General features: G+C 47.3%; 14 protein-coding genes. 7 read left to right on the top strand and 7 right to left on the bottom strand.

Annotation, left to right across the window (positions count from 1 at the left end; genetic code table 11):
• Both HPY28_RS24480 and adhP read right to left on the bottom strand, forming a co-directional pair.
• Entirely contained in the window at positions 1-5,097 is a 5,097-nt protein-coding gene (locus tag HPY28_RS24480; protein WP_174225512.1) for a polymorphic toxin type 30 domain-containing protein, read from the bottom strand.
• A 322-nt stretch (positions 5,098-5,419) separates the two neighbouring features.
• Positions 5,420-6,433 (bottom strand): alcohol dehydrogenase AdhP, encoded by a 1,014-nt coding sequence (gene adhP, locus HPY28_RS24475; protein WP_173623016.1) that lies wholly within the window; start codon positions 6,431-6,433, stop codon positions 5,420-5,422.
• Positions 6,434-6,692: 259 nt separating this feature from the next.
• On the opposite strand from adhP, the gene HPY28_RS24470 reads away from it, so the two are divergent.
• The 4 genes from HPY28_RS24470 to HPY28_RS24455 are packed head-to-tail and all read left to right on the top strand — an operon-like array spanning position 6,693 to position 11,841.
• Entirely contained in the window at positions 6,693-7,841 is a 1,149-nt protein-coding gene (locus tag HPY28_RS24470; RefSeq protein ID WP_174231598.1) for an iron-containing alcohol dehydrogenase, read from the top strand.
• Positions 7,842-7,851: 10 nt separating this feature from the next.
• Positions 7,852-9,165, top strand: a complete 1,314-nt coding sequence (locus tag HPY28_RS24465) for an ATP-binding protein (RefSeq protein WP_017251234.1) — start codon at positions 7,852-7,854, stop codon at positions 9,163-9,165.
• Positions 9,134-10,570, top strand: coding sequence for a sigma-54-dependent transcriptional regulator (locus HPY28_RS24460; RefSeq protein ID WP_174231597.1), 1,437 nt, complete (start codon positions 9,134-9,136; stop codon positions 10,568-10,570). Before HPY28_RS24465 ends, HPY28_RS24460 begins: the two co-directional genes overlap by 32 nt.
• A 35-nt stretch (positions 10,571-10,605) precedes the next feature.
• Positions 10,606-11,841, top strand: a complete 1,236-nt coding sequence (locus HPY28_RS24455; RefSeq protein ID WP_174231596.1) for a benzoate/H(+) symporter BenE family transporter — start codon at positions 10,606-10,608, stop codon at positions 11,839-11,841.
• A gap of 98 nt (positions 11,842-11,939) precedes the next feature.
• Here the strand turns inward: HPY28_RS24455 and HPY28_RS24450 are convergent, their stop codons facing one another.
• On the bottom strand, positions 11,940-12,815 hold the full coding sequence (locus tag HPY28_RS24450) for an SDR family oxidoreductase (RefSeq protein WP_174231595.1): 876 nt from the start codon (positions 12,813-12,815) through the stop codon (positions 11,940-11,942).
• Positions 12,816-12,935: 120 nt separating this feature from the next.
• On the opposite strand from HPY28_RS24450, the gene HPY28_RS24445 reads away from it, so the two are divergent.
• Positions 12,936-13,892 carry a helix-turn-helix transcriptional regulator gene (locus tag HPY28_RS24445; protein WP_174225517.1) on the top strand — a complete coding sequence of 319 codons (957 nt, stop codon included), beginning with the start codon at positions 12,936-12,938 and terminating at the stop codon, positions 13,890-13,892.
• On the opposite strand, the gene HPY28_RS24440 is transcribed toward HPY28_RS24445, so the two are convergent.
• The 3 genes from HPY28_RS24440 to HPY28_RS24430 form a co-directional block, all read right to left on the bottom strand.
• Positions 13,861-15,054: an MFS transporter gene (locus HPY28_RS24440; RefSeq protein WP_173623009.1), complete on the bottom strand. Its 1,194-nt coding sequence runs from the start codon at positions 15,052-15,054 to the stop codon at positions 13,861-13,863. The two genes, HPY28_RS24445 and HPY28_RS24440, sit on opposite strands and share 32 nt — an antisense overlap.
• Before the next feature lie 204 nt (positions 15,055-15,258).
• A complete protein-coding gene (locus HPY28_RS24435) occupies positions 15,259-16,038 on the bottom strand; it encodes a helix-turn-helix domain-containing protein (RefSeq protein ID WP_017251240.1) in 780 nt (259 codons plus the stop codon).
• 106 nt (positions 16,039-16,144) lie between these two features.
• The gene (locus tag HPY28_RS24430; protein ID WP_017251241.1) at positions 16,145-17,005 is read right to left on the bottom strand and encodes a LysR family transcriptional regulator; all 861 of its coding nucleotides are present in this window, start codon (positions 17,003-17,005) and stop codon (positions 16,145-16,147) included.
• 137 nt (positions 17,006-17,142) lie between these two features.
• On the opposite strand from HPY28_RS24430, the gene HPY28_RS24425 reads away from it, so the two are divergent.
• Positions 17,143-18,114 (top strand): DMT family transporter, encoded by a 972-nt coding sequence (locus HPY28_RS24425; protein WP_174231594.1) that lies wholly within the window; start codon positions 17,143-17,145, stop codon positions 18,112-18,114.
• A 204-nt stretch (positions 18,115-18,318) separates the two neighbouring features.
• Entirely contained in the window at positions 18,319-20,382 is a 2,064-nt protein-coding gene (locus HPY28_RS24420) for a methyl-accepting chemotaxis protein (RefSeq protein WP_174231593.1), read from the top strand.
• A gap of 51 nt (positions 20,383-20,433) precedes the next feature.
• Here the strand turns inward: HPY28_RS24420 and HPY28_RS24415 are convergent, their stop codons facing one another.
• Entirely contained in the window at positions 20,434-21,324 is an 891-nt protein-coding gene (locus HPY28_RS24415; protein WP_174231592.1) for a GNAT family N-acetyltransferase, read from the bottom strand.
• Positions 21,325-21,338: the final 14 nt, after the last annotated feature.

Here is a 21,338-nt window from a genome sequence, read left to right as displayed (position 1 = left end):
TTATCCTCCTATGGGTGTTTGAATTGGTATATGAGTATCATTACCTAACTCTTCACTATAATTGGGGCTGTTTTTATTGTAAATTCCTCTTGTATGCCAATTTCCTTTAGAATCCAAGTACTTGTTTCCTCTTACAACTCTTACTATCCAATTATTTCTTGCATTACTTCCTTCTGGAGCTGATGCGTCGGGGCCATGAACTCTCACTCGCCATCCTACCCCATCCCCATTTTCTTCCCAGTGGTATTCAAATCCTTTTTCTACCTTCCCTTTAACTGGAGTTAATTCACGTCTTTTTGCATAAGTAGGAATTCTTGAAATAATATCATCTACTGTAGATCCTCTTATTCCAGCAAAATCTCCAACACGTCCTGTTCCTAACTTCGCAACATTACCAAAAATGATGCTCCCACGTTCACTTTTTAAGTAAGTGAATGCACGCTTAACAAACACACCACCTCTGAGATAGACAATAGTGCCACTAACTACTGGACCTATCACCCATCCAGCTGCTTCGGCAACAATAACTGCATCTCCAATAAGGAAGATTTCGACTGTTTCACCATACCTATCATGACCTAGTGATGAATCTGCATAAGCATACCCTAACAAGCGATCAGTGATTATTCCGTCTTCCTGTAAGTACCCCATGTTTCGTTCATAAACATCTTTTGCAACATGGGTACTCCACTTGTTAAGAGTTACTTGATATGCGACTACACTCATCAGTAAGTCACTGTCGTAAACCCCTGTATTTTCACCATCGTAAAAACCGATTTTTCTCAAATATTCTTGCATCCTACTGATCTTCTCACTTGGAATTGTAGCGTTTAATTGATTTAGTAACTGCACCAATTCAAATTGTTCAAGATCGACTGTATTTTTGACAACTACATCTGCATGGATTGGCCACTGCGGGAAATCAGCTGTTACGATCTTTACTTTATAACGACCTGATTGTGCAAAGCTACCAAACTGTGCAGAAACAATCCCATCCCATTCGAAAAATTGCTCCTCGGCTTTCACATTCTTTCTAATTTGTTCGTATACTTTTTCTTTTTTATCGTTAAATATTTGAATATATGTTGTTTCATGTGGACTTTTAAATGTCCATCTGAATGTAGCACTTTTTTTAAATCCTGGTGTTGCATCAATAACAGCATAGGACGGGCTTAACTTTATTTCTTTATGAGTAGTTTGATAGCCGCGGCTATCTGGTAATGTAAGCAATGCTTTAGTAGCATTTTCTGATGCGTTTTCATGATACTGAACTTTTGCAAAGTAAGTACCAGGTTGATTTGCAAAGAAGATTGTCTCTGGTTCATCAGGGTAGAACGTTTGAATTGACTTGCCAGACTCATCTTCTAATGTTATGGCATTTGCTGAGACGAACAAATGAATCTGTGCGGCTTCTTTTAGATTCAAGCGATAGTAATCCACATCAAACCTGGAGGACAATCTATCACTATATATCTCGTCCCACTCAGATGGAATTGCTCCTTCTCTTGCACTATCGGCATCCACAGCTTCAACTGTAATACGAGTATTTAGACTGCCATTAGTAGCACCTAATTTTAAATAGTGAGTTGTACCTGCACTCAGATGATATTCAAGCTTTGAGAAGAGCTTTCCATATGGACCATCCGGAACATTATCGTTTTCTGCCAATAATGTTGTGAATGTATCATCAGAATATAATTGAAGGTACGTATCGTTTTCGGGTCCTTCATTCTTATATGGGCTGGTAAAAAATCGATAGTTTCCAGAAACTGAAGGAGTAAATTTGTAATACAAGCTCTTACCAGAGTTTGCTGTTACATCTATAGGCTCATTTTCTTTCAAGATTTCAATATTTTCAGGGTCTGGGTTAGGATATGGCAATGTTGAGGGGGGCTGCCATGGTTCTACCCCTTCTATATTGATCGTAACCACATCACCAGAAGCTTTATTTTGATCGGTTATCCGAATAAAATATATCCCTGAACTCAAGGGAGTATAAGTAAGAGTATCACCCGAAGAAGATATAATTTTCGAACCATTTGGGTCATCTAAAAGAGTTATTGATCCTGTCCAACTGAGTCCTTTTTGCACTATTTTGATAGTTTGATTTGCTTGTGCCTTTACAATGTACCAAATGTCTTTAGATGAGCCAAAAGTATCTGTCTGAGGGCCTGGTAACGATACGGGTGTGGATACTAGCCATTCATACTTATTTTCTCCACCGCTTCCTCCAGTTAGCATCTTGATATAGTAGGTTCCACTTGTCTCGATCCTTACATCCATACGTGAAGTAGTATCGGATAGGATTTCTTTTTTTGCACTATCATACAAGACCCAGCCTTCAATCGGAGAGGAACCTTTCCCCCAAAGATGATAATTGGATCCTGCTTTTAATTCCGTCCGAAAGAAGATACTATCATTACTCGGAGTGGAAAAAGCAGCAATCGTACCTTTTATCCCATCCAAAGAAACTGAATATGCTTGGTTGAGATCTGATCCATCACCAGCTGTGATAGAAAATGTCTTTCCGCTACTCCCCGAAACTACTACAAAATAGGTACTTGTTTCCGCAGGGATAAAAGTAAGAGTGTCTAATGAAACCGTTTTTAGAGCAGCTTTGTTCGGATCATCGTATAAGTACTTACCGGTACCAAAACCACTCAAACCTGGTGTATAAACCCTTAAGGTATGATTCGCTTTTGCTTTCACTTGATACCATATTTTCTTTTCAGGCCCAATGGTATAGCTTTGAGGCGAAGATACGGATAGAGGGATAGATTTGAGAATATAGTATTGGTGCTCCCCAGCATTCTCACCGGTTAACAATTTAATGTAGTATGTTCCACTTGTATCAACCTTGATATCAGTACGTGAAGTAGTACCAGATAAAACCTCTCTTTGTGCGCTATCGTACAAGACCCAGCCTTTAGCTGATGGGTCTCCCCAAATGTGGTAGTTATATCCCTCTGTCAACTCCGCAGTAAAGTATAAACTGTCGTTTCCATGACCTGAGATTTTCCCAATACTCTTTTTGTCGTCTTTATCAAAAACGATTGCATATGCTTGCTCAAAGCTAGATCCGTCACCAGCAGAGATAGTAATTTTTTGTCCACTGTTTCCCTTTATTTTAATATAGTAAGTGCCGGGGGTTTTGGGTGTATATGTTAAGGTATTCTGTGTAGTGTAAGCTAATGATGGTTGAGTTAGATCACTGTAAATGTCTTTAGAGGTCCCACTCCCCTGAAGATCAGGTGTAAATACGCTTAACGTATGATTCTCTTGTAATGTAATAGAATACCAGTTATACCCTGAAGCTCCGATTGTATCTTCGATAGGACCAGGTGTAATTAATGGTTTGATCTCCTCTGGAAGAACGGAATTCAATGCATTCTTTTGTGAGGTAATTTCTACCTCATTCGAGATAAGCATTTCACCGGTTTCAGTCATAGCCGTTACTACATAGTATCTAGATTCATCAGAATTTTGATCAACGGAATGATCTACGTAGGAGGTTTCCGTTAGTTTTGAAATTAACTCTTCATAACTTTGAGAATTACTACTGCGCATTTTTACGCTATAACTCGTAATTTTGTCTTCCGTATTCCAACGAAGAACATTCCCGGTCATTGTTGGAGTTACATCAAGATCAATACGTTCTTGAGGATCAGTTACATCAATTTCAATATCTACCATCTTATCTTCATAATAAACACTGATCAGTGTTGTTCCTTCAGCATGTGCAGTTATCTTGCCATTACTAACACTAATTATCGCTTCGTCTTTTACCTTCCAAAGAGCCTCGTTTGTAACGTCTTTCATTGTGCCATCTGGATTTTGAAGCTCAACGGTTACTTGTTTTTCACCACCTACATCTAAAGCTACGCTATGAAGAGAAGGAATTAATGTAGGTTCATCCTGGTGTATCTGTACAGCAGTTACATTTGATAAAGTTGGTGATCCGTCGGTGCCAACCCCAATAATTCTATACTCGTAAGTGGTTCCCTTTTGTAATAAGGTATCCTTATAATTTGTTGCCCACAATTCATCCGTTATTTGTTCGAAGTCTTCATTACCAACTCGACGTTGCACGATATACTTTGAGTTTTCTGACCATTCACTCCAAGTCAACTGGATTTCTTCGTTTTCTTGTTGCGCACTAAGGTGAATAGATTCATCGGTACCAACCGATACTTCCATTTGGATTTCTTTTTGATTGTAAAAGCCGATGATCCTCGTTTTCCCTGCATTCATTGCTTCTATCTTTTCGTTGGTTATCGAAACAATACTCTCATCTTCGACTTTCCATTTTATCTTGGTGCTTACATCTCTAGTAGTACCATCTGTAAACTTCGCAATTATTTCTACTGATTTGGATTCACCGACTTGAAGGTCAAGGCTAGTAGAATCAGTTTCTAATGTAAAGTCATTCTGTCCTTTTTTCATTTTGATTTTTACTGGCTTTGAAACAACGGCATTTCCATTAGATAAGTGTGCTTCAACCCTATAGTAATAGGTTGTACCAGGTTTAACTGTATCATCAGAAAAAGTGTTCTTCTTCAGATCAGCCGCAAGAACTTCGTACTTTCTGTTATTTTCTCCTCGCTTCACTGTATAACTAGAAGCATCCATATCTCCCCAACTTAATATGGCGCTTCCTTCATTTTCACTTGCCTTAATCTCTATATTCTCTGCGTTAGGTGATACTTGAACTGGAATTTTTAATTCTTGTTCTCCATACTGAACAGTTACCAAAGTTGAACCAATAGCTGTTGCAGTAAACTTTCCGTTTTTAATAGATACAATATCTTTCTTTTTGGGGTTCCAAGAGACCTCTTGAGTAACATCACCACTGTTGCCATAGGAGTCACTAAAGATACGAACGTTTGTCGATTCCCCGACTCGTAATTCCACTTTTTCATGAGATGCGAATAATGATTTTACTTTTTGATCAACCTTCTCTTCTTCAGAACTTGGGAGATTCACCTCTTGTAAACTGGACGCAGACACTCTTTGCACCGCGTTTGGAAGATAGCTTGTTGGGACTGAAACTGTTAATAATAGAACGAAAGCTAAAAATATTCTTAGGTACTTCTTCAAAAAAACGCCTCCATTATCCCTGTTTTTTACATAACACATAAATTTTAGGTTATATATCTTTGTTTTTACATAGGTCTTTTTTCTGGTTTTTTACAAATTATTGCAGGGTACTAAGAAAAAATGAAAGGCTATCCCTTGGCCATAATAAGCCTTATGAGATAGCCGTACTACATTGCTTCACTTCACTTATTCATTTATTAATTAATTTTTTTGCTTCTTTAGTGAATACCCATTGTTGTCTATACTTCATACAAATAAAAAGCTGTCATCCAGACCATGCTCAAGAAAAGCATAGCCCGACAACAGCTTCACGATCCTGCAACTACTCCATCGTCAAAACAACCCGACCATTGATTTGACCTTTTTCCAAACGCTCCAATACATCGTTGATCCGATCTAGCGGCTGCGTCTCGATGATTGCACGAACCTTGCCGCGTGCTGCAAAATCAAGTGCTTCTTGCATATCCTTACGCGTCCCCACGATGGAGCCTTTCACTGTCACCCCATTCAACACCGTATCAAAAATCGGGATGGGCAACTCTGCATTCGGTAAGCCAACAACGACGAGAGACCCACCGCGTCGAACAGATTTGTACGCTTGTTCAAACGCCTTCTTGGTGACTGCCACGCTGATCGCCCCGTGGACACCGCCCACCTGCTCTTGAATGGCTTGGACCGGATCAACCTCACTGCCGTTTACTGTCACATCTGCCCCTAGTTCTTTTGCCAAGTCCAGCTTTTCCTTGTGAATATCGACCGCTACGACGTTGTAGCCCATCGCCTTGGCATATTGGAGAGCCACATGCCCCAAACCGCCGATGCCGTAGATCGCCACCCATTCACCTGGCTTCACGTTTGCTACCTTCAATGCTTTATACGTGGTTACCCCTGCGCACAGGATCGGCGCTGCTTCCACATCCCCCAGCTCGTCAGGAATGCGTGCCACGTAAGCAGCAGGTGCTACGCAATATTCAGCATAGGCACCGTCAGCGGAATAGCCCCCGTTTAACTGTTGCATGCACAGTGTCTCCCACCCTGTCAGGCAGTAGTCGCATTCGCCGCAAGCGGAGAATAACCACGGAATTCCTACACGATCACCAATTTTCAATGAGGTAACGCCTTCCCCCAGCTTTTCGACAACACCTACGCCCTCATGCCCAGGAATCAAAGGCAGCTTTGGCTTCACAGGCCAATCCCCGTGTGCCGCATGCAGGTCCGTATGGCAGACACCACACGTTTTGACTTTTACCAGAACCTCACCGTGTCCGACTTCTGGAATAGCAACTTCCTTTACTTCCAGCTTTTGATGGAACTCGTTGACTACTGCTGCTTTCATCTTAACCTTCCTCCTCTTTTTTCCCCTTCAGGCATGTGCGTAAAGGGCAGGTGTTCTTCCCGCCTCCTACTAATTGCAAGCCGTATGCCAACATGAAAACGCTTAATCATTCAATGATCTAGCCGTTTCCTTTCTTCTAAGCAGCCGATATGACGGCACATGAGCCGAAAAAACGGCCCGCCTGCCAACCTTTTGGCCGAAAAAGGGTATTCATCCTTGCCTGCGGTATTACTACGTAGTGGAAAAAGGGGGAGAACGCATGCAAATATCCAAGTTCATGACGCCGGAAATCATTTTCGGGAACCAGTCCCTCGGCCAGGTAGGGGAAAGCTTGCGCCGATTGGGAGCTTCTCGTGTCTTTCTTGTCAGTGATCCTGGTGTCGCAAACGCAGGCTGGGTCGAGCGGATCATCTCTTATTTGCAGCAGCAAAAGCTCGACTACCATCTATGGACCAACGTGACAGCTAATCCGAAAGACTACGAGATTCATGCCGGGATTGCCGAATATCGAGCCAAGGAATGCAATGCCATTCTCGGTGTCGGTGGAGGCAGTGCCATCGATGCAGCCAAGGCAATCGCGCTGTTGGCTACCAACGAGGGCAGCATCGTCCAATACGAAGGCGTCGACAATATCCAGCATCCCCTTCCTCCCATGGTGATGGTACCGACTACTGCTGGCTCCGGATCGGAGGTTTCGCAATTTTCCATTATTGTAGATAGCGCCCGCAAGGTGAAAATGGCGATCATCTCCAAATCGCTCATACCCGATATCGCCATCATCGATCCGCAAACCTTGATGACCAAGGACAAGCTGCTCACAGCCAATACAGGCATGGATGTGCTGACACATGCCATTGAATCGTATATTTCGCTCGCCGCAACGCCGCTTACCGAAGTGCATTCGCTACAAGCCATGCGTCTCATCTCCAAGCATTTGCGCCCATCTGTCGCCAGTCAATACAATACAGAGGCCAAGCAAGCGATGGCCATGGCGAGTCTTCAAGCCGGAATCGCTTTTTCCAACGCCATCCTTGGTGCTGTGCATGCCATGTCCCATCAGCTCGGGGGATTCCTCGACGCTCCGCATGGCGAGGTGAATGCCATCCTGCTCCCACACGTGCTTGAGTACAACTACATCGCAGCACCGGAAAAATACAGACACATCGCAGAATGCCTCGGTGAAAACACGGCGGGCTTGAGCACACATGCTGCCTCTCGTCTCACACTCAAAGCGGTTAAGGAGCTGGTAAGCGATCTGGAAGTGCCCCAATCGTTGTCGGCTATCGGCCTGCATCCAGAGCAAATCGACCTGCTCAGCTCTCTCGCCGTACTGGACGTGTGTATGACGACCAATCCCCGCGACATGACCGTCCACGATGTCGCGACGTTGTTTCGCCAAGCCTTGTAGGAGGTTCGTCATGCATACCAAACAAGAGATTTTGGAAAAATTGACCGGGATTCAATCCTCGCGAAAAAGCTATTACAGTGAACTCGTCTATCTTATCGAGGAGATGAAAAAGAAAAACAAGCAGCTCGCCGTTATTAACCAGCTGACACAAATTCAGATCAACGCCACCTGGCAACAAACAACCAGTTATATCGCCGCACAGCTCTCGCAAATTCTCGTATTCGAGCATTTCGCCCTAACCATCGTGAAGGGAGGCACGCTCTCCTCCTATCTCGCCAAGTGGAATGACGGGGATTGGCAATGCCATACGATGACACAGACCGTTCCAGTGGAAGCCCCTGTGCTCACCGGGCAGGTTCATCTTACCCTTGCCGAAGTACTGCCTGAGCATCACGCCACCTCGGTTCCATTGCGCAGTCAGTTGAATCAGACTTTTGGTTTTCTGACACTCTTACGCCAAACAAAGCAGCCAGTCGATCGGGACGAAGCCGAATTGATTCAGCTCGTCGCCAGCCATGTCGGTGTCGTCGTAGAAAACAGCCTGCTTTTTCAAGACGTGAATGAAAAAATCAAAATCGAAGCCCAACTGATTCAATCTGCAAAAATGGCTGCGATTGGAGAGATGGCTGCCGGCATTGCCCATGAGCTGAACAGTCCGCTCACGGCCATCCTCGGAAACTCTCAATTGCTCATGCGCGAGATGACAGATGCACCAGAGGCTCCCTTGATGAAAGACATCTATCAATGCGGGGTACGCTGCAAAAAGATCATTCAAAACCTGCTCACCTTCTCGCGGCAGGAAGAGTACTTGTTTTCTACTACCTCTATTGACGTGGTCGTAGAGGACGTTCTAGGACTGATTGGCTACCAGCTGTCTGTTTCCGGCTTGACCATAACCCGGGAAATGTCTGAGCCTCCTCTGCTGTTTCATGGAAGTCGTCATCAGATCGAGCAAATTGTGATCAATCTCCTGTTAAATGCACGGGACGCTGTGGCAGGCAGGGAATCTCCACACATCGTCATCCGTTCCTTCCTCGTACAAGAGGAGGACGGCTCTTACGTAGGCTTATCCGTCTACGATAACGGCACAGGCATTTGTGCAGAACAGCTTTCGCAGATTTTTCAGCCTTTCTTCTCGACGAAGGAACGGACAAAAGGGACTGGTCTCGGGCTTTCCGTCAGTCTTGGAATTGCAGAAGCGCACGGCGGGAAGCTGTTTGCTGAAAGCGTGGAGGGAGAGTACAGCAAGTTCACGATGCTTTTGCCACTGTTAGCTGACGAGGAGGACAACGATGGAGAAAAAACGGATTTTGATCGTGGATGATGAAACAGAGGTGACTACCTTTTTCACCTATTTCCTCAAGAAAAAAGACTGCGATATCGTCGTCGCCAATTCTGGAAAGGATGTGGAACGACTGCTTCATTCGGATTCTACCGGCTTTCACGCTGCACTCGTGGACCTGAAGCTGCCCGATGCAGACGGATTGACGCTGCTCAAACAGATCAAGGCAGTATTTCCCGCCTGCGAAGTCTTGATCATGACGGGCTTCAGTACGATTAAATCGGCTGTGACAGCGATGCAATGGGGCGCGCGCGATTACTTGGAGAAGCCGTTCGACGATCTGGACAGTCTGGAGCAGGTCATCGACGCGGTCCTCTCTTCTTCCAGCAAACACAGCGATCACCTATCCCAAGAAGCCGCCCAATATGGTATCGTGTATTCATCTGACAGTCCGATGGCCAATGTAATCGCAATTGCCAAAAAATTAGCAAAAAAGGCGATCCATGTGCTTATTGAAGGCGAAACGGGTACCGGCAAGGAGCTGATGGCCCGTTTTCTCCACGGAGCAAGCAATCGCGCCCAGCAGCCTTTTGTCGCTTTTAACTGCGGGGCAGTGCCGGAATCCTTGCTGGAAAGTGAACTGTTCGGCTATGAGAAGGGCGCTTTTACTGGAGCGCTCAAATCCCGCAAAGGCTTGTTCGAGCTGGCACATAACGGAACGCTGTTTCTTGACGAGATCGGGGAGGCTCCTCCTTCCATCCAAGTGAAGCTCTTGCGTACGCTAGAGACGGGAGAGTTCATGCGCGTCGGTGGCGAGCAGATCGGTCAGAGCAATATTCGCTTTATTTCTGCTACCAACCGCGATCTGGAACATGAAGTCGGGATGAATCGTTTCCGCAGTGACCTGTTGTATCGTCTGGAAGGGATCAAGCTGTCGATTCCTCCTCTCCGAGAACGGATTCAGGATATCCCGACAATCGCGCACTACTACTTGCAAAAGCGCAGTGGAGGCCCGTGCCAAATCGATCAGGATGCCATCGAGTTCTTGCAGCGCTATGATTGGCCGGGCAATGTCCGCCAACTGATCAACGTACTGAATCAAACCATCGCGTTGCACGAATGCGAACGACTGCGTGCCGAGCATTTGCCAGCGAATTTGCGGAGCCGCACGGTACAGGTGCATCCGCCCACTGTCCCCAAACGGATAGAACAAGTTATCGATCACGAATGCGAGCGCTTTGTCGATACAATTAGCCGCCTTGTCACCTCTGTAGACGGGATCGACTTCGATTATTTGATCAAGCGGATTAAACAGCTCGAAGGCGAGATCGGGCGAACGATTATCGAAAAGGGCTTGACCGAAACGAATGGAAACAGACAGCTTTTAAGCAAAAAATTAAACATCACCAAACGGACGATTCGCTACATTTTGAACGAAAAAGCATAACGTCTGCATTGGCGCATCTAGGAGGCATTCACGTCGTGGTACCTGAAAAACCTTTTTCGAACCTAAAAGAAATCCCTGCTGACTTCTCTCTATCTGCCGTTATTGTTGGACTCATCGCCACGATGGTCTCCTATGCAGGACCATTGCTGATCGTCTTTCAAGCTGCCAAAGGTGCAGGACTCAGCGATGCTGTCCTCGCCTCTTGGATTTGGGCCATCTCGATTGGGAGCGGCTTGACGTGCATTGTGCTCAGCATCTGGTTTCGCACCCCGATCATTACAGCATGGTCGACGCCAGGGGCAGTTCTGTTAGTCACCAGCTTGACGGTATACTCCTTTCCCGACGCGATTGGCGCGTATATTTTTTCGGCCGTGGTCATTACGCTCGTCGGTGTTTCCGGTTTGTTTTCCGTCTTGATGAAATACGTGCCGCAGTCGATTACGACCGCCATGCTTGCGGGGATTCTCCTGTCTTTTGGCGTAGACGTCTTTGTTTCCATGCAGCACCTGCCTGCATTGGCTCTTCCGATGATCTTTTGCTACCTGTTCGCCAAACGCTGGTCTCCACGGTATGCTGTCGTGCTTACGCTTTTGGTTGGCTTGGTTGTCGCCTTTCTTTTGGGGCGTTTGCAAATGGACAATGTCCAGATGTCCCTCGTCCAGCCCATCTTTACGATGCCGACGTTTTCTCTCGATGCGATCATCGGCTTGGGGATTCCATTGTGCATCGTCGCACTTGCCTCGCAGAACGCCCCGGGAATTAGCGTCTTAAAAGCAGACGGGTACGATACACCTGCTGGACCTCTCGTAACGACTACTGGCATCGCTTCGCTATTGCTCGCTCCTTTTGGTTCACCGGGAATCAATCTGGCGGCGATTACAGCTGCGATTTGCACGGGAAAAGAAGCACATCAGGATCATACTAAGCGCTACATTGCCGGGATTGCCTGTGGGGGCTTCTACTTAATCTTCGGGATGTTTGGCGCTACGATGGCTTCGGTATTCGCTGCCTTGCCCAAAGAATTGATTGCCGTCATTGCGGGCTTGGCTCTGTTTGCCTCGCTCAGTTCCAGCCTCGCACAGGCGATGAGCGAAGCAAAGGAACGGGAATGCGCCTTGGTTACGTTTCTCGTCACGATTTCCGGTATTTCCATTGGCGGGATCGGCGCTGCTTTCTGGGGCTTGATTGCGGGAGTGGTCACCCATCTGATTTTGAATGGCAACGTGAAAAGCTGGTTTGTGAAAAAGAAGAATACGCAGCCGTTGGCGTAGCCAAGGTTGTTTAGAATGGCTCTATTCCAAAGGCGTATAAAGAGAAAAAACGGCTCCTTCGAACGAATCCGGAGAGCCGTTTTGTATGTTCCTTGCAACTAGCGGTAAAGCCCTTGTTCCTCGGCGTAATTTCCCCAATGCGGGCGGCTACCGTCTTTATCCGTAAAAGGATACTCGTCCGATAAGCCCCATGTACTGACCGTTTTCCCCGTTTTTTCTGCAACAGCCGGGTCTGTAGCCAGCGCAACTACTGCTCGACCGATGTACGCTGGCGTTTCCGACATGATAAAGTGCTTTTCTTGCTTCACTGCCTCTCTCCACGTCTCTTCTGTCACGCCAAAATGATCGAGCATCGCTTCCGAGCGTAGGAAGCCCGGCGTTAAAGCCAACGCGGTAACCCCGTGTGGGCGCAAGTCCTCTGCCATCGAAGCAGCTAGATGAATCGTCGAGATTTTTGCCAAGCTGTAGTACAGATTGCCGCGGTACCGATAGTCGACTCCGTCCGTAATTTCGATGATCAACCCTTTTTTCTGTGCCACCATGAGCGGAACCGCATAGTGACTGGTGATCATATGCGTACGAATGGCGCGCTCTTGCATCAATAGACCGTCTGCCAATGGCTGCTCCCAGAACGGCGTCCCCCAGTGAGTCAATGGATCTCCACCCCAGATGTCATTGACCAATAGATCGAGCTGTCCATTTTGCTCCGCTTTTACTCGCTCAAAGAACGCTTTTACTTCTTCTTCCTGCGTATGATCGACGCGCACAGCGATCCCGATTCCGCCGCTTGCCGTCACGAGCTCTGCTGTCTCTTCAATCGTCTCCTGTCGTGCCATATCAGAGTGCTGACCACGTACCGTGCGTCCCGTCACATATACCGTTGCCCCTGCTTCTCCCAGACTGACTGCAATCCCCCGTCCTGCTCCTCTTGTGCCGCCTGCTACCACCGCTACTTTGACTTGTAATGGTTTCATTCGTAATGCCTCCTTTATCGATTCATACATCAAGAATAACGAAGGAAATATGACAACTGCTGTCATATTCGTTACGATACAATCAAAGTAATGTTGTTTTTACTTCTAGGAGGGCTTTTTATGCGGGCAGATCGACTCCTTACGATTTTGTTGCTCTTGCAAAACCACGGTCGCATGACTTCCAAGCAATTAGCAGAAAGGCTGGAGGTGTCCGAGCGAACCGTTCATCGTGATATGGAAGCTTTGAGTGCGTCAGGCGTTCCCGTCTATGCGCTGCGCGGTGCAGATGGCGGCTGGACGTTGGCAGAAGGGTATCGCAGTAATTTGACCGGAATGAAAATAGATGAGCTGCAATCCCTGCTCGTAGCCTCCCCTGCTGCCTTGTTGAATGATCTCGGACTACATGAAAACTATGAAGCTGCTTTTCTCAAGCTGTTGTCTGCCCTGCCAAAAACCGTTCAGCAGGATGCCATCCACGTACGCCAGCTCCTTCATATCGATGGGGCTGGCTGGCATGAATCAACGGAGACGTTTCCTTTCTTATCGATGATTCAAGATGCCGTATGGCTTTCCCGCAAGCTGTTCATTCGTTACATGCGCGAGGATGTGGCCGTAGAGCGCATTGTCTGCCCGCTCGGACTCGTCGCCAAGCGCAGCATCTGGTATTTGGTCGCCAAAGTGGACGAGGACATGCGGACGTACCGGATTTCACGACTATTGGATGCGCAGCCGCTAGATGATAGCTTCATCCGCCCAAGCGATTTCGATCTCGCTTCCTATTGGGAACAATCCACCTTAGACTTCAAATCCAGCCTCCCACGTTATCCTGCGCGGTTGCTAGTCAAAAAAGAGACGTTGCCTGCTGTAAAACAGGAGCGTTATATAAAAATAGCCTCCACCCAAGCCGCAACAGACGACTGGATGGAAGCAGAGGTTGAATTTCATACACTTGCATCAGCATGCTCGCTAGTGCTCAGCTTCGGCTCACACATCCAAGTGTTGGAGCCACAAGAACTGAAACGGGAGGTCATAGAGCAGGCGCGTGCTATACTTGGCCAGTACGAGGTCCAGAATTAGCAAGGACTTTCGTTTCTCGTCCGCACATGAGCAGGACGATTGTTCCCACGATCAGCACCGCGGTAAAAACACTAAAAATGAACGTGTAGCTGTAATGATGCGACGAGTAGTAACCGACGAGATACGGTGCGATAATACTGCCAATTCTTCCGACACCGGATGCCATCCCAGAACCGGTAGCGCGCAGCGGTGTCGGATAATTTTCCGGCGTGTACGCGTACAAAGCACCCCAGGCCCCCAGATTGAAGAAGGACAAGAAAGCTCCCGTCACCAACAGCTCTGTCGTGCCACTGCTTTGTCCAAAAGCAAAGGCCATGACTCCGGTCATGAACAAGAAGGTAGCCAGCGTCCATTTCCGTCCCCATTTTTCCACGAGATAGGCTGCCGCGAAATAGCCTGGCAGTTGGGCCAACGTCATGATCAGTACGTACTGGAAGCTTTTGATCATCGTAAAACCTTTGTCGACCAAAATAGATGGCATCCATAAAAACATGCCATAGTACGAAAAAGCAATCGCAAACCAGACGACCCACAGCGTAATCGTCTCTGTCCGATGGGACGTCAACAGCGTGGCAATCGGAATGTTCTCGGCCTGCTTTTGAAACTGCGGAGATTCAGGAATGCTTCGCCGGGCAAACAAGGCATACACGACGGGCAACGCCCCGATCATGACAGCCACACGCCAGCCATAGTCCGGAATGATGAAATACGATATGACAGCTGCCGCGATCCAACCGACCGCCCAAAAGCTCTCCAACAGCACAACCGTACTTCCTCGCTTCTCCGGTGGCGCAAACTCGTTTACGAGCGTCGAGGCTACCGGCAGCTCGGCACCCAAACCGAGTCCCATCAGGAAGCGGAACAGCAGCATGGTCGCAAAACCAGTTGCGAAAGCGCTCGCAAAGCTCGCCAAGCCAAACAAGATCAAGGTCAGCAAAAACACTGGCTTGCGGCCAATTCGGTCAGCCAAATAGCCACCTACAATCGCTCCAATCGCCATACCGACGAGATTGCCCGTCCCTAAGAGCCCGGCCTCTTCCCCTGTCAAACCCCATTCCTGTCGTAATGCCACCATAATAAAAGATAAAAGTGCAACATCCATGGCATCGAACATCCAACCAAAACCGGCTGCCCAAAAAACTTTTTTGTAAGGCTTTGACATGCTCGTTCCCTGCTTTCCTTTCTTTTGCGCAAGATATTCGCGCCTAGTTATCATTTCGCTTTTTCGCCCAATATCCTGCTCGAGGAAAAAAGTTCGACTATTGTGATAGTAGGCTTTCCCAAGAAGCTCCATTCTAACCAGCCCATGACGAAAAGGCAGTCCGTTGATTCGTAAGACCGCCATTTTGAAACAAGGGACTTGTTCTTATTGAGGGAGCCTCTGAATGAATCTGTTCATGAGCAAAGAAAGAGAAATCAAGATGGGAGGGTCGTCCGGATGAGGCACATGAAGAGTAACTTGCTGATGAGGGACGATCGTAGTTGGTGTGACAATGATTGGTTTCTTGGAACGTGTGCGCAATGTCTCGTACGGCAGGAGAAAATCCATTGCCTGCATGCCCCAGGCAACAGATGTCGCCATCAAGTAATACGTGCCCGGTTTGACATTGGTAAAACAAAAATTCCCTAGCGAGGGCAGCAATGTGCCGTATAAAGGAAGACCTTCTGGGATCGGCTTGGCAAACAAACCAATCAAAATGACGCCTTGAAAAGGCTCTGTAGACTCGATTGTCCCTGCAATGGTCATCGGTCGCTCGGGGGCTGGATGTAACCGAGTCCACTCAGTCAACTGCTGCAAGGAACGGAGACGGTCTTCCGCTACCTGGGCCGTTTCTCGAAATTCGCTAGGCGATACCCCGACACGCTCCGTAAAACGGGTAGAGAACGTCCCCAGACTCTGCTGGCCAATTTCTAGACCAATGTCGCGAACACTCATGTTCGTGCGTAGCAGTAAATCCTTTGCCCTTTGGAGTCGCATGGTCGATACGTAATAAAGCGGCGGGAGACCGATTCTTTCTTTAAAAATCCGTGCAAAATGATACTGGCTATACGCAACATGATTCGCCAGCCGGGAAAGTGGCAACGGCTCATCTAAATGTCGATGTATATAAGCGATCACTTCGTCAATTTCGGTATATCTGTCCATCAATTGAGCCGCTCCCTCCTTTTTCTGCACAGCCAAACACAGAACGTTTGTTCTGAAATAAAATTTACCATATTTTTCTGACATATGGAAGAGGAAATTATAGCACTTACGTTTTCGTTTTCTGCAAACGAATTTCGTTCAGAAACGCTTGCATCGTGTTCGTTACAAATGAATCTTTTCGGCGAATAAAGACGGTTGTCACCTCATGATAAGGCTCCGGGATGCGATGAATATGAACCGTTCCGCTCTCGACCAAATGGTGTACTGCCGATTTCGGCAAAATGGTAATGCCGATCCCCGCTGCTACGCCCCCGATGATTGTCTCAAACGTTCCGAATTCCATCACTTTTTTCGGAATCAAGCCCTCTACCTTCATCCAGGTCTCTAACCGCTCTCTATACCCGCAACCCTTCTTGTAGAGCAAAAGAGCTTTCCCTGTGATATCACTGGCAGTGAAGGAACTGTTTTTCGTTACCAGCACCAGCTCCTCTTGAAACACTTGCTCTTGCTCGATCAAAGGATGGTTAATCGGGCCACTCACGAACGCTCCATCCAGCGCTAGATCCAGTACTTTTTGCAGCAAATTCTCTGTCACACCTGCCTTGAGAGAGATATCCACATGCGGATACTGGCTGCAATACGAGGATAGCAACCTCGGAAGGGCATTGATCGTCTCGACCATCCCAACCTCCAGCACACCGGACGGCTCGGAAGCCCGATGAAAGTACTTTTGCATTTCTTCGAATTTGGCGATGATCTCTCGCGAATATTCGAGCAGGCGCTTCCCTTCTGTATTTAAGGTCATGCCTCGCTTGTTGCGATAAAACAAAGGTGTCCCCAGCTCTTTTTCCAGTAGCTTGATCCGCGCCGTCACATTCGACTGAACATAACTCAGCTCGGCGGCGGTCTTGCTCACGCTGCCTAAAGTGGCGACCATCTGGAATATTTTCAAATCGTTGATCTCCACGTTTCTCCCCCTCCTTTCACCTATCACTGAAAATGATACATAAAGTTATTATCAATCATTATACTAACATATTTCCATCCAGTATGATGTGGTAAGTCAACTTTGTCAGCTTCAGAATGAAAGGGAGAAATCGCATAATGAACAAGCAACTACTTTTGGGGTCTATTTTCTGCATGGTGGCCAGTATGTCATGGGGGGCGATGTTTCCAGTTGCGCACATTGCTCTGCAAGAGATCGATCCATTTTACTTCTCATTTCTTCGCTATTTTTTCGTAACGATCATTTTGTGCGGTTTGCTCTGGGCAAAAGAAGGCTTGTCTGCTTTTCGTCTTGAGGGGCGCGGGAAGTCTCTGCTATTTTTTGGAACAATGGCGTTTACCGTCTACAATATGGGAGTATTTCTCGGGCAGGATTTGATGGGAGAGCCCGGCACGATTGCAGCGTCCATTATGGAAGTGCTCATGCCGATGATCTCGATTGTACTTTTGTCCATTACTACTAGAAAGCTGCCACCGTACTATACTTTGGCGACGATTCTGATAGCTTTGGTCGGCGCTGTCCTTGTTATTACCAATGGCAATCTTACCTTCTTTACTACAGCAAGTGAGCATTTGATTCCGTTGTTCTTCATTTTCATTGGTGTCGTGGGTTGGGTCGTCTACTCGATCGGCGGCGGGCGTTTTAGCACGTGGTCTACACTTCGCTACTCCACGTTGACGTGTCTCTTAGGAACAGGATTGAATTTCGTGATTGTCACGACTGCTTCAATCTTTCAATGGCTTCCGGTTCCTACCGTCGAAACGGTGATGTCCATCAAGTACGAAATGGCGTTCATGGTTCTTTTACCCGGTTTTGTAGCTCTTTTGAGCTGGAATGCAGGCATCAAGCTACTCACTCCGCTCAACGGCATTTTGTTTATCAACCTGGTTCCGATCACGACCTTTGCCATGATGGCGTTACAAGGTTATGAGATTAGCCGTTACGAATTGTGTGGCACCTTGCTCGTGATTCTGGCCCTGATCGGGAACAACCACTTCCAAAGAAAGCAACTACAATACCGTTCCGTCACAAAGCAACAACCGAGCGGAAGAAAAGTTCCGTCCATGTAAGAAAGAACTACAAAGGTGAATTAACTACTGTCTTGCGTCCCACAAAATTTATGGATAGAAATTCAGCTAACCCTGGATCTCTATCCATTTTTTTATTTGGTAGGAAAATTGGTTAAATTCGCCATGTTTCGACATAAACGAATTCAGGGTATCCATTAACTATCTAACATATTAACGCAGAGATGCAGACAATGGAGGAATTTTATGGCATGGCGTAACACTATCTCATTCAAAATGATTTTATCGCTGACATGCGTCATCCTCATTACCTTTTCTTTGTTGGGCTACTGGATTTATTCAGACACACGCGCGTTAATTGTGAGCAATGTTGAAAAAAGTCTCCAGAAGAACAGCGAAAGTATTGTCGCAGATGTAGATGCTCTGTTAGAGGAAAAAGCGGTTCTGGTACGGCAAATGGCGACCAATCAACAGTTTCTCAAGCTGCTTGGTTCCGACCTAGACAGGGATACCGTTCAGACGGATACGCGTTATCAGGATGTGATGGCTTCTCTTGATGCGATAGCTGGCACAAACCCGCTGCTGTCGTTGGTATGGATTGCCCATGAACGAGGGAACTTTTTGTTGGGGAACGGGAAGACACTTTCCAAACCGGATTGGGATATCCAAACACGCCCATGGCATGAAGAGGCTGGAGCAAAGGACGATGTATGGTTTTCCAATCCTTATGTGGATGCGATGACTGGCAAGCTGGTTATCAGTGCCATTCTGCCTGTTAAAGACGGAGGAAAAGTCCTTGGATTTGTTGCAATTGACCTGCTGCTGGACAAGCTGCCGGAAATCATGAACGTCTATAAGCTGGGAGAGTCGGGATACAACTTCCTGCTGTCCGACGACAGTACGGTCCTGTATCATCCGCAGACTGAATTGGTGATGAAAGCCAAGTTTACAGAGCAGGAAGGGGATCGTGCCCGTATCGCCACCAAAATGATTAAGGGCGAAAGCGGGATTGAGGAAGCCGACATCGATGGTGTAAAAAAATATGTTGCCTACTCTCCCATCCCTATAACCGGGTGGTCCGTTGGGGCAACCATTACCGTAAAAGAAGCGCTGGCAGAACTGGAGCAATACAACACGATCCTACTGGTGGGGATGGTTTTATCAGGCAGCGGACTTGTGCTTGTGGTCTATATCTTGACTCGCCGTCTTCTCAAGCGTTTGTTAGGCTTGACTACAGTCCTTCAGGTATTGTCCACGGGCGATTTGACTGTGAATTGGCGTGATTCTTCCCGGGACGAGCTGGGGGTCGCTGCGGATAGTCTGAATACGATGATCGATTCGTTCCGCACTACGATTCAGCAGGCGCATGACACAGTTGCGATTCTTGCAGGCTCTTCACAGCAATTGACGGCAGTCTCGGCAGAAGCCGCACAGATGGGCAACCGAATCGATGCGGCGATGAGCAGTATCATGCGAGGGACAGAATCTCAGCATGAAGGGGCGCAGCAGACGGCGCTCGCGATGAACGAAATGGCGGAAGGGGTCCAACGAGTAGCTACATCTGCAACTGAGGTCTCCGCCTTAACCCAGGACTCACAGGTAATCGCAGAACAAGGGAATCTTTTGTTGCAGCAGGTTGTCACCCATATGCACGGTATTCGCAAAACAGTAGGTCAATCCTCAGAAGACATGGACAAGCTGGAACAAATGACCAAGCAAATCGGAACCATTGTGGCAGTCATCAATGAGATAGCCATGCAAACGCAATTACTTTCATTAAACGCCTCGATTGAAGCGGCTCGCGCGGGCGAACACGGCAGAGGTTTCTCTGTCGTGGCGAGCGAGGTGAAAAAGTTGGCGGAACAAACAACGAACTCCCTTGGGGATATCACCAGCATGATACATGATATTCAGTCCATGACCGACAAAGCTGCTGCAACTCTTTTATCAGGCGTAGAAGAAGTGGAGCAAGGCGTGCATCTGATCGAGCAAGCAGGAGAAATGGTTGGGGGCATCTACCGAAATATCGTTGAGATTACTGGACAGACCGAAGAGGTTTCTGCATCTACGGAAGAAATCTCGGCGGGAACGGAGGAAGTGGCTGCTTCCATGAACGAGATCGTTGCGATCAGTCGCTCCGCTTCCGAACATACGCGGGAGGTAAAACAATCAGTAACATCACAGCTGACAGCGATGAAAGAGATTGCGCAAGCAGCTGAGTCTCTCAGTAATACCGCTGAGCAGCTTCAAGAAAGTCTGTTCCACTTTTCGGTAGAAAATGAGGGCAAGGACCAGAATTCGCAAAAATAATACGAGGTAAAATGGAAAGCTTCCTGCAAATACAGGAAGCTTTCCATCCATTTAGCACAGGTGATCTGCATATTGCAGTGCCAGCACCTTTGTCGTTTCAATCCAGAGCTTGCGGTGCAAAATCGTCGGACCCAATCTTCTTTCCATAAACCGCAGCATGGGCTCGTTGTCATGCTCGATAAAGCAAATGCCAAAGGGAAACGTTGGCTGAGCCTGTGCAATGGTTTTCATCAACAGCGCAATTCCTCTTGCCTGCTGCTGATACTTCTCCTGTACGAACATCGTTTTGTACAAAAGCATATTACCAGCCATTCGCTGTACGATCACCCAGCCAATGACTTTCCCCTGATAGCGCAAGCCTGTACTGTAATCAGGATCGAATTTTCCTTCTTCAAAAAACGGAGACAACAGCGGCGTGTACCATTGCCCTTCTCCCTGTTCAATGTCCAGTCTCTCTGCTGGTGTCAGGTCTTTCCAGGGAAAGAGGGTATAACCTTCGGGGAGTGCCAGCCTCTCCATCCAATGGCATTCACCCAACCGCATCGAGCCGAGTGTGTACATATAGGTTTTTACCTTTGGCAACTGCCAGCCTTCCCTGATCGCAATTTTGGAGAGCCATGAAAAATCTTGTGCTTTGATGAACCCAGCGAACTGTCCATCGCAACTGCCTTGCTCTCTCATTTTTTGCTCAGCGTGCCACAGCAGCTTCATGCCCATTCCCCGCCGTTGATGCCCCTCTGCTACCACTAGCTCGATGATCTTGGCCTGTCCTTCGCTTACAGCGGATCGCCCCAACACAATGCCCGCAGGCTGATTATTGTTAGAAGCCCCGAATCCCCAAACAGATGAGCCGTTGATCTGGTCCAGCCACTCCAGGTGTTTGGGGTGCACTAACGATTTATACGCCCGTGCAGTGCTAGCAGTCAGTTCCTCTAGTTGCAATGTTCGTACCTCCT

Origin of the sequence: Brevibacillus sp. HB1.2 (assembly GCF_013332495.1) — a bacterium.
GTDB classification, from domain to species: domain Bacteria; phylum Bacillota; class Bacilli; order Brevibacillales; family Brevibacillaceae; genus Brevibacillus; species Brevibacillus porteri.
Note: the sequence above shows the minus strand (reverse complement) of the source record. Positions and strands in the feature narration are given on the sequence as shown.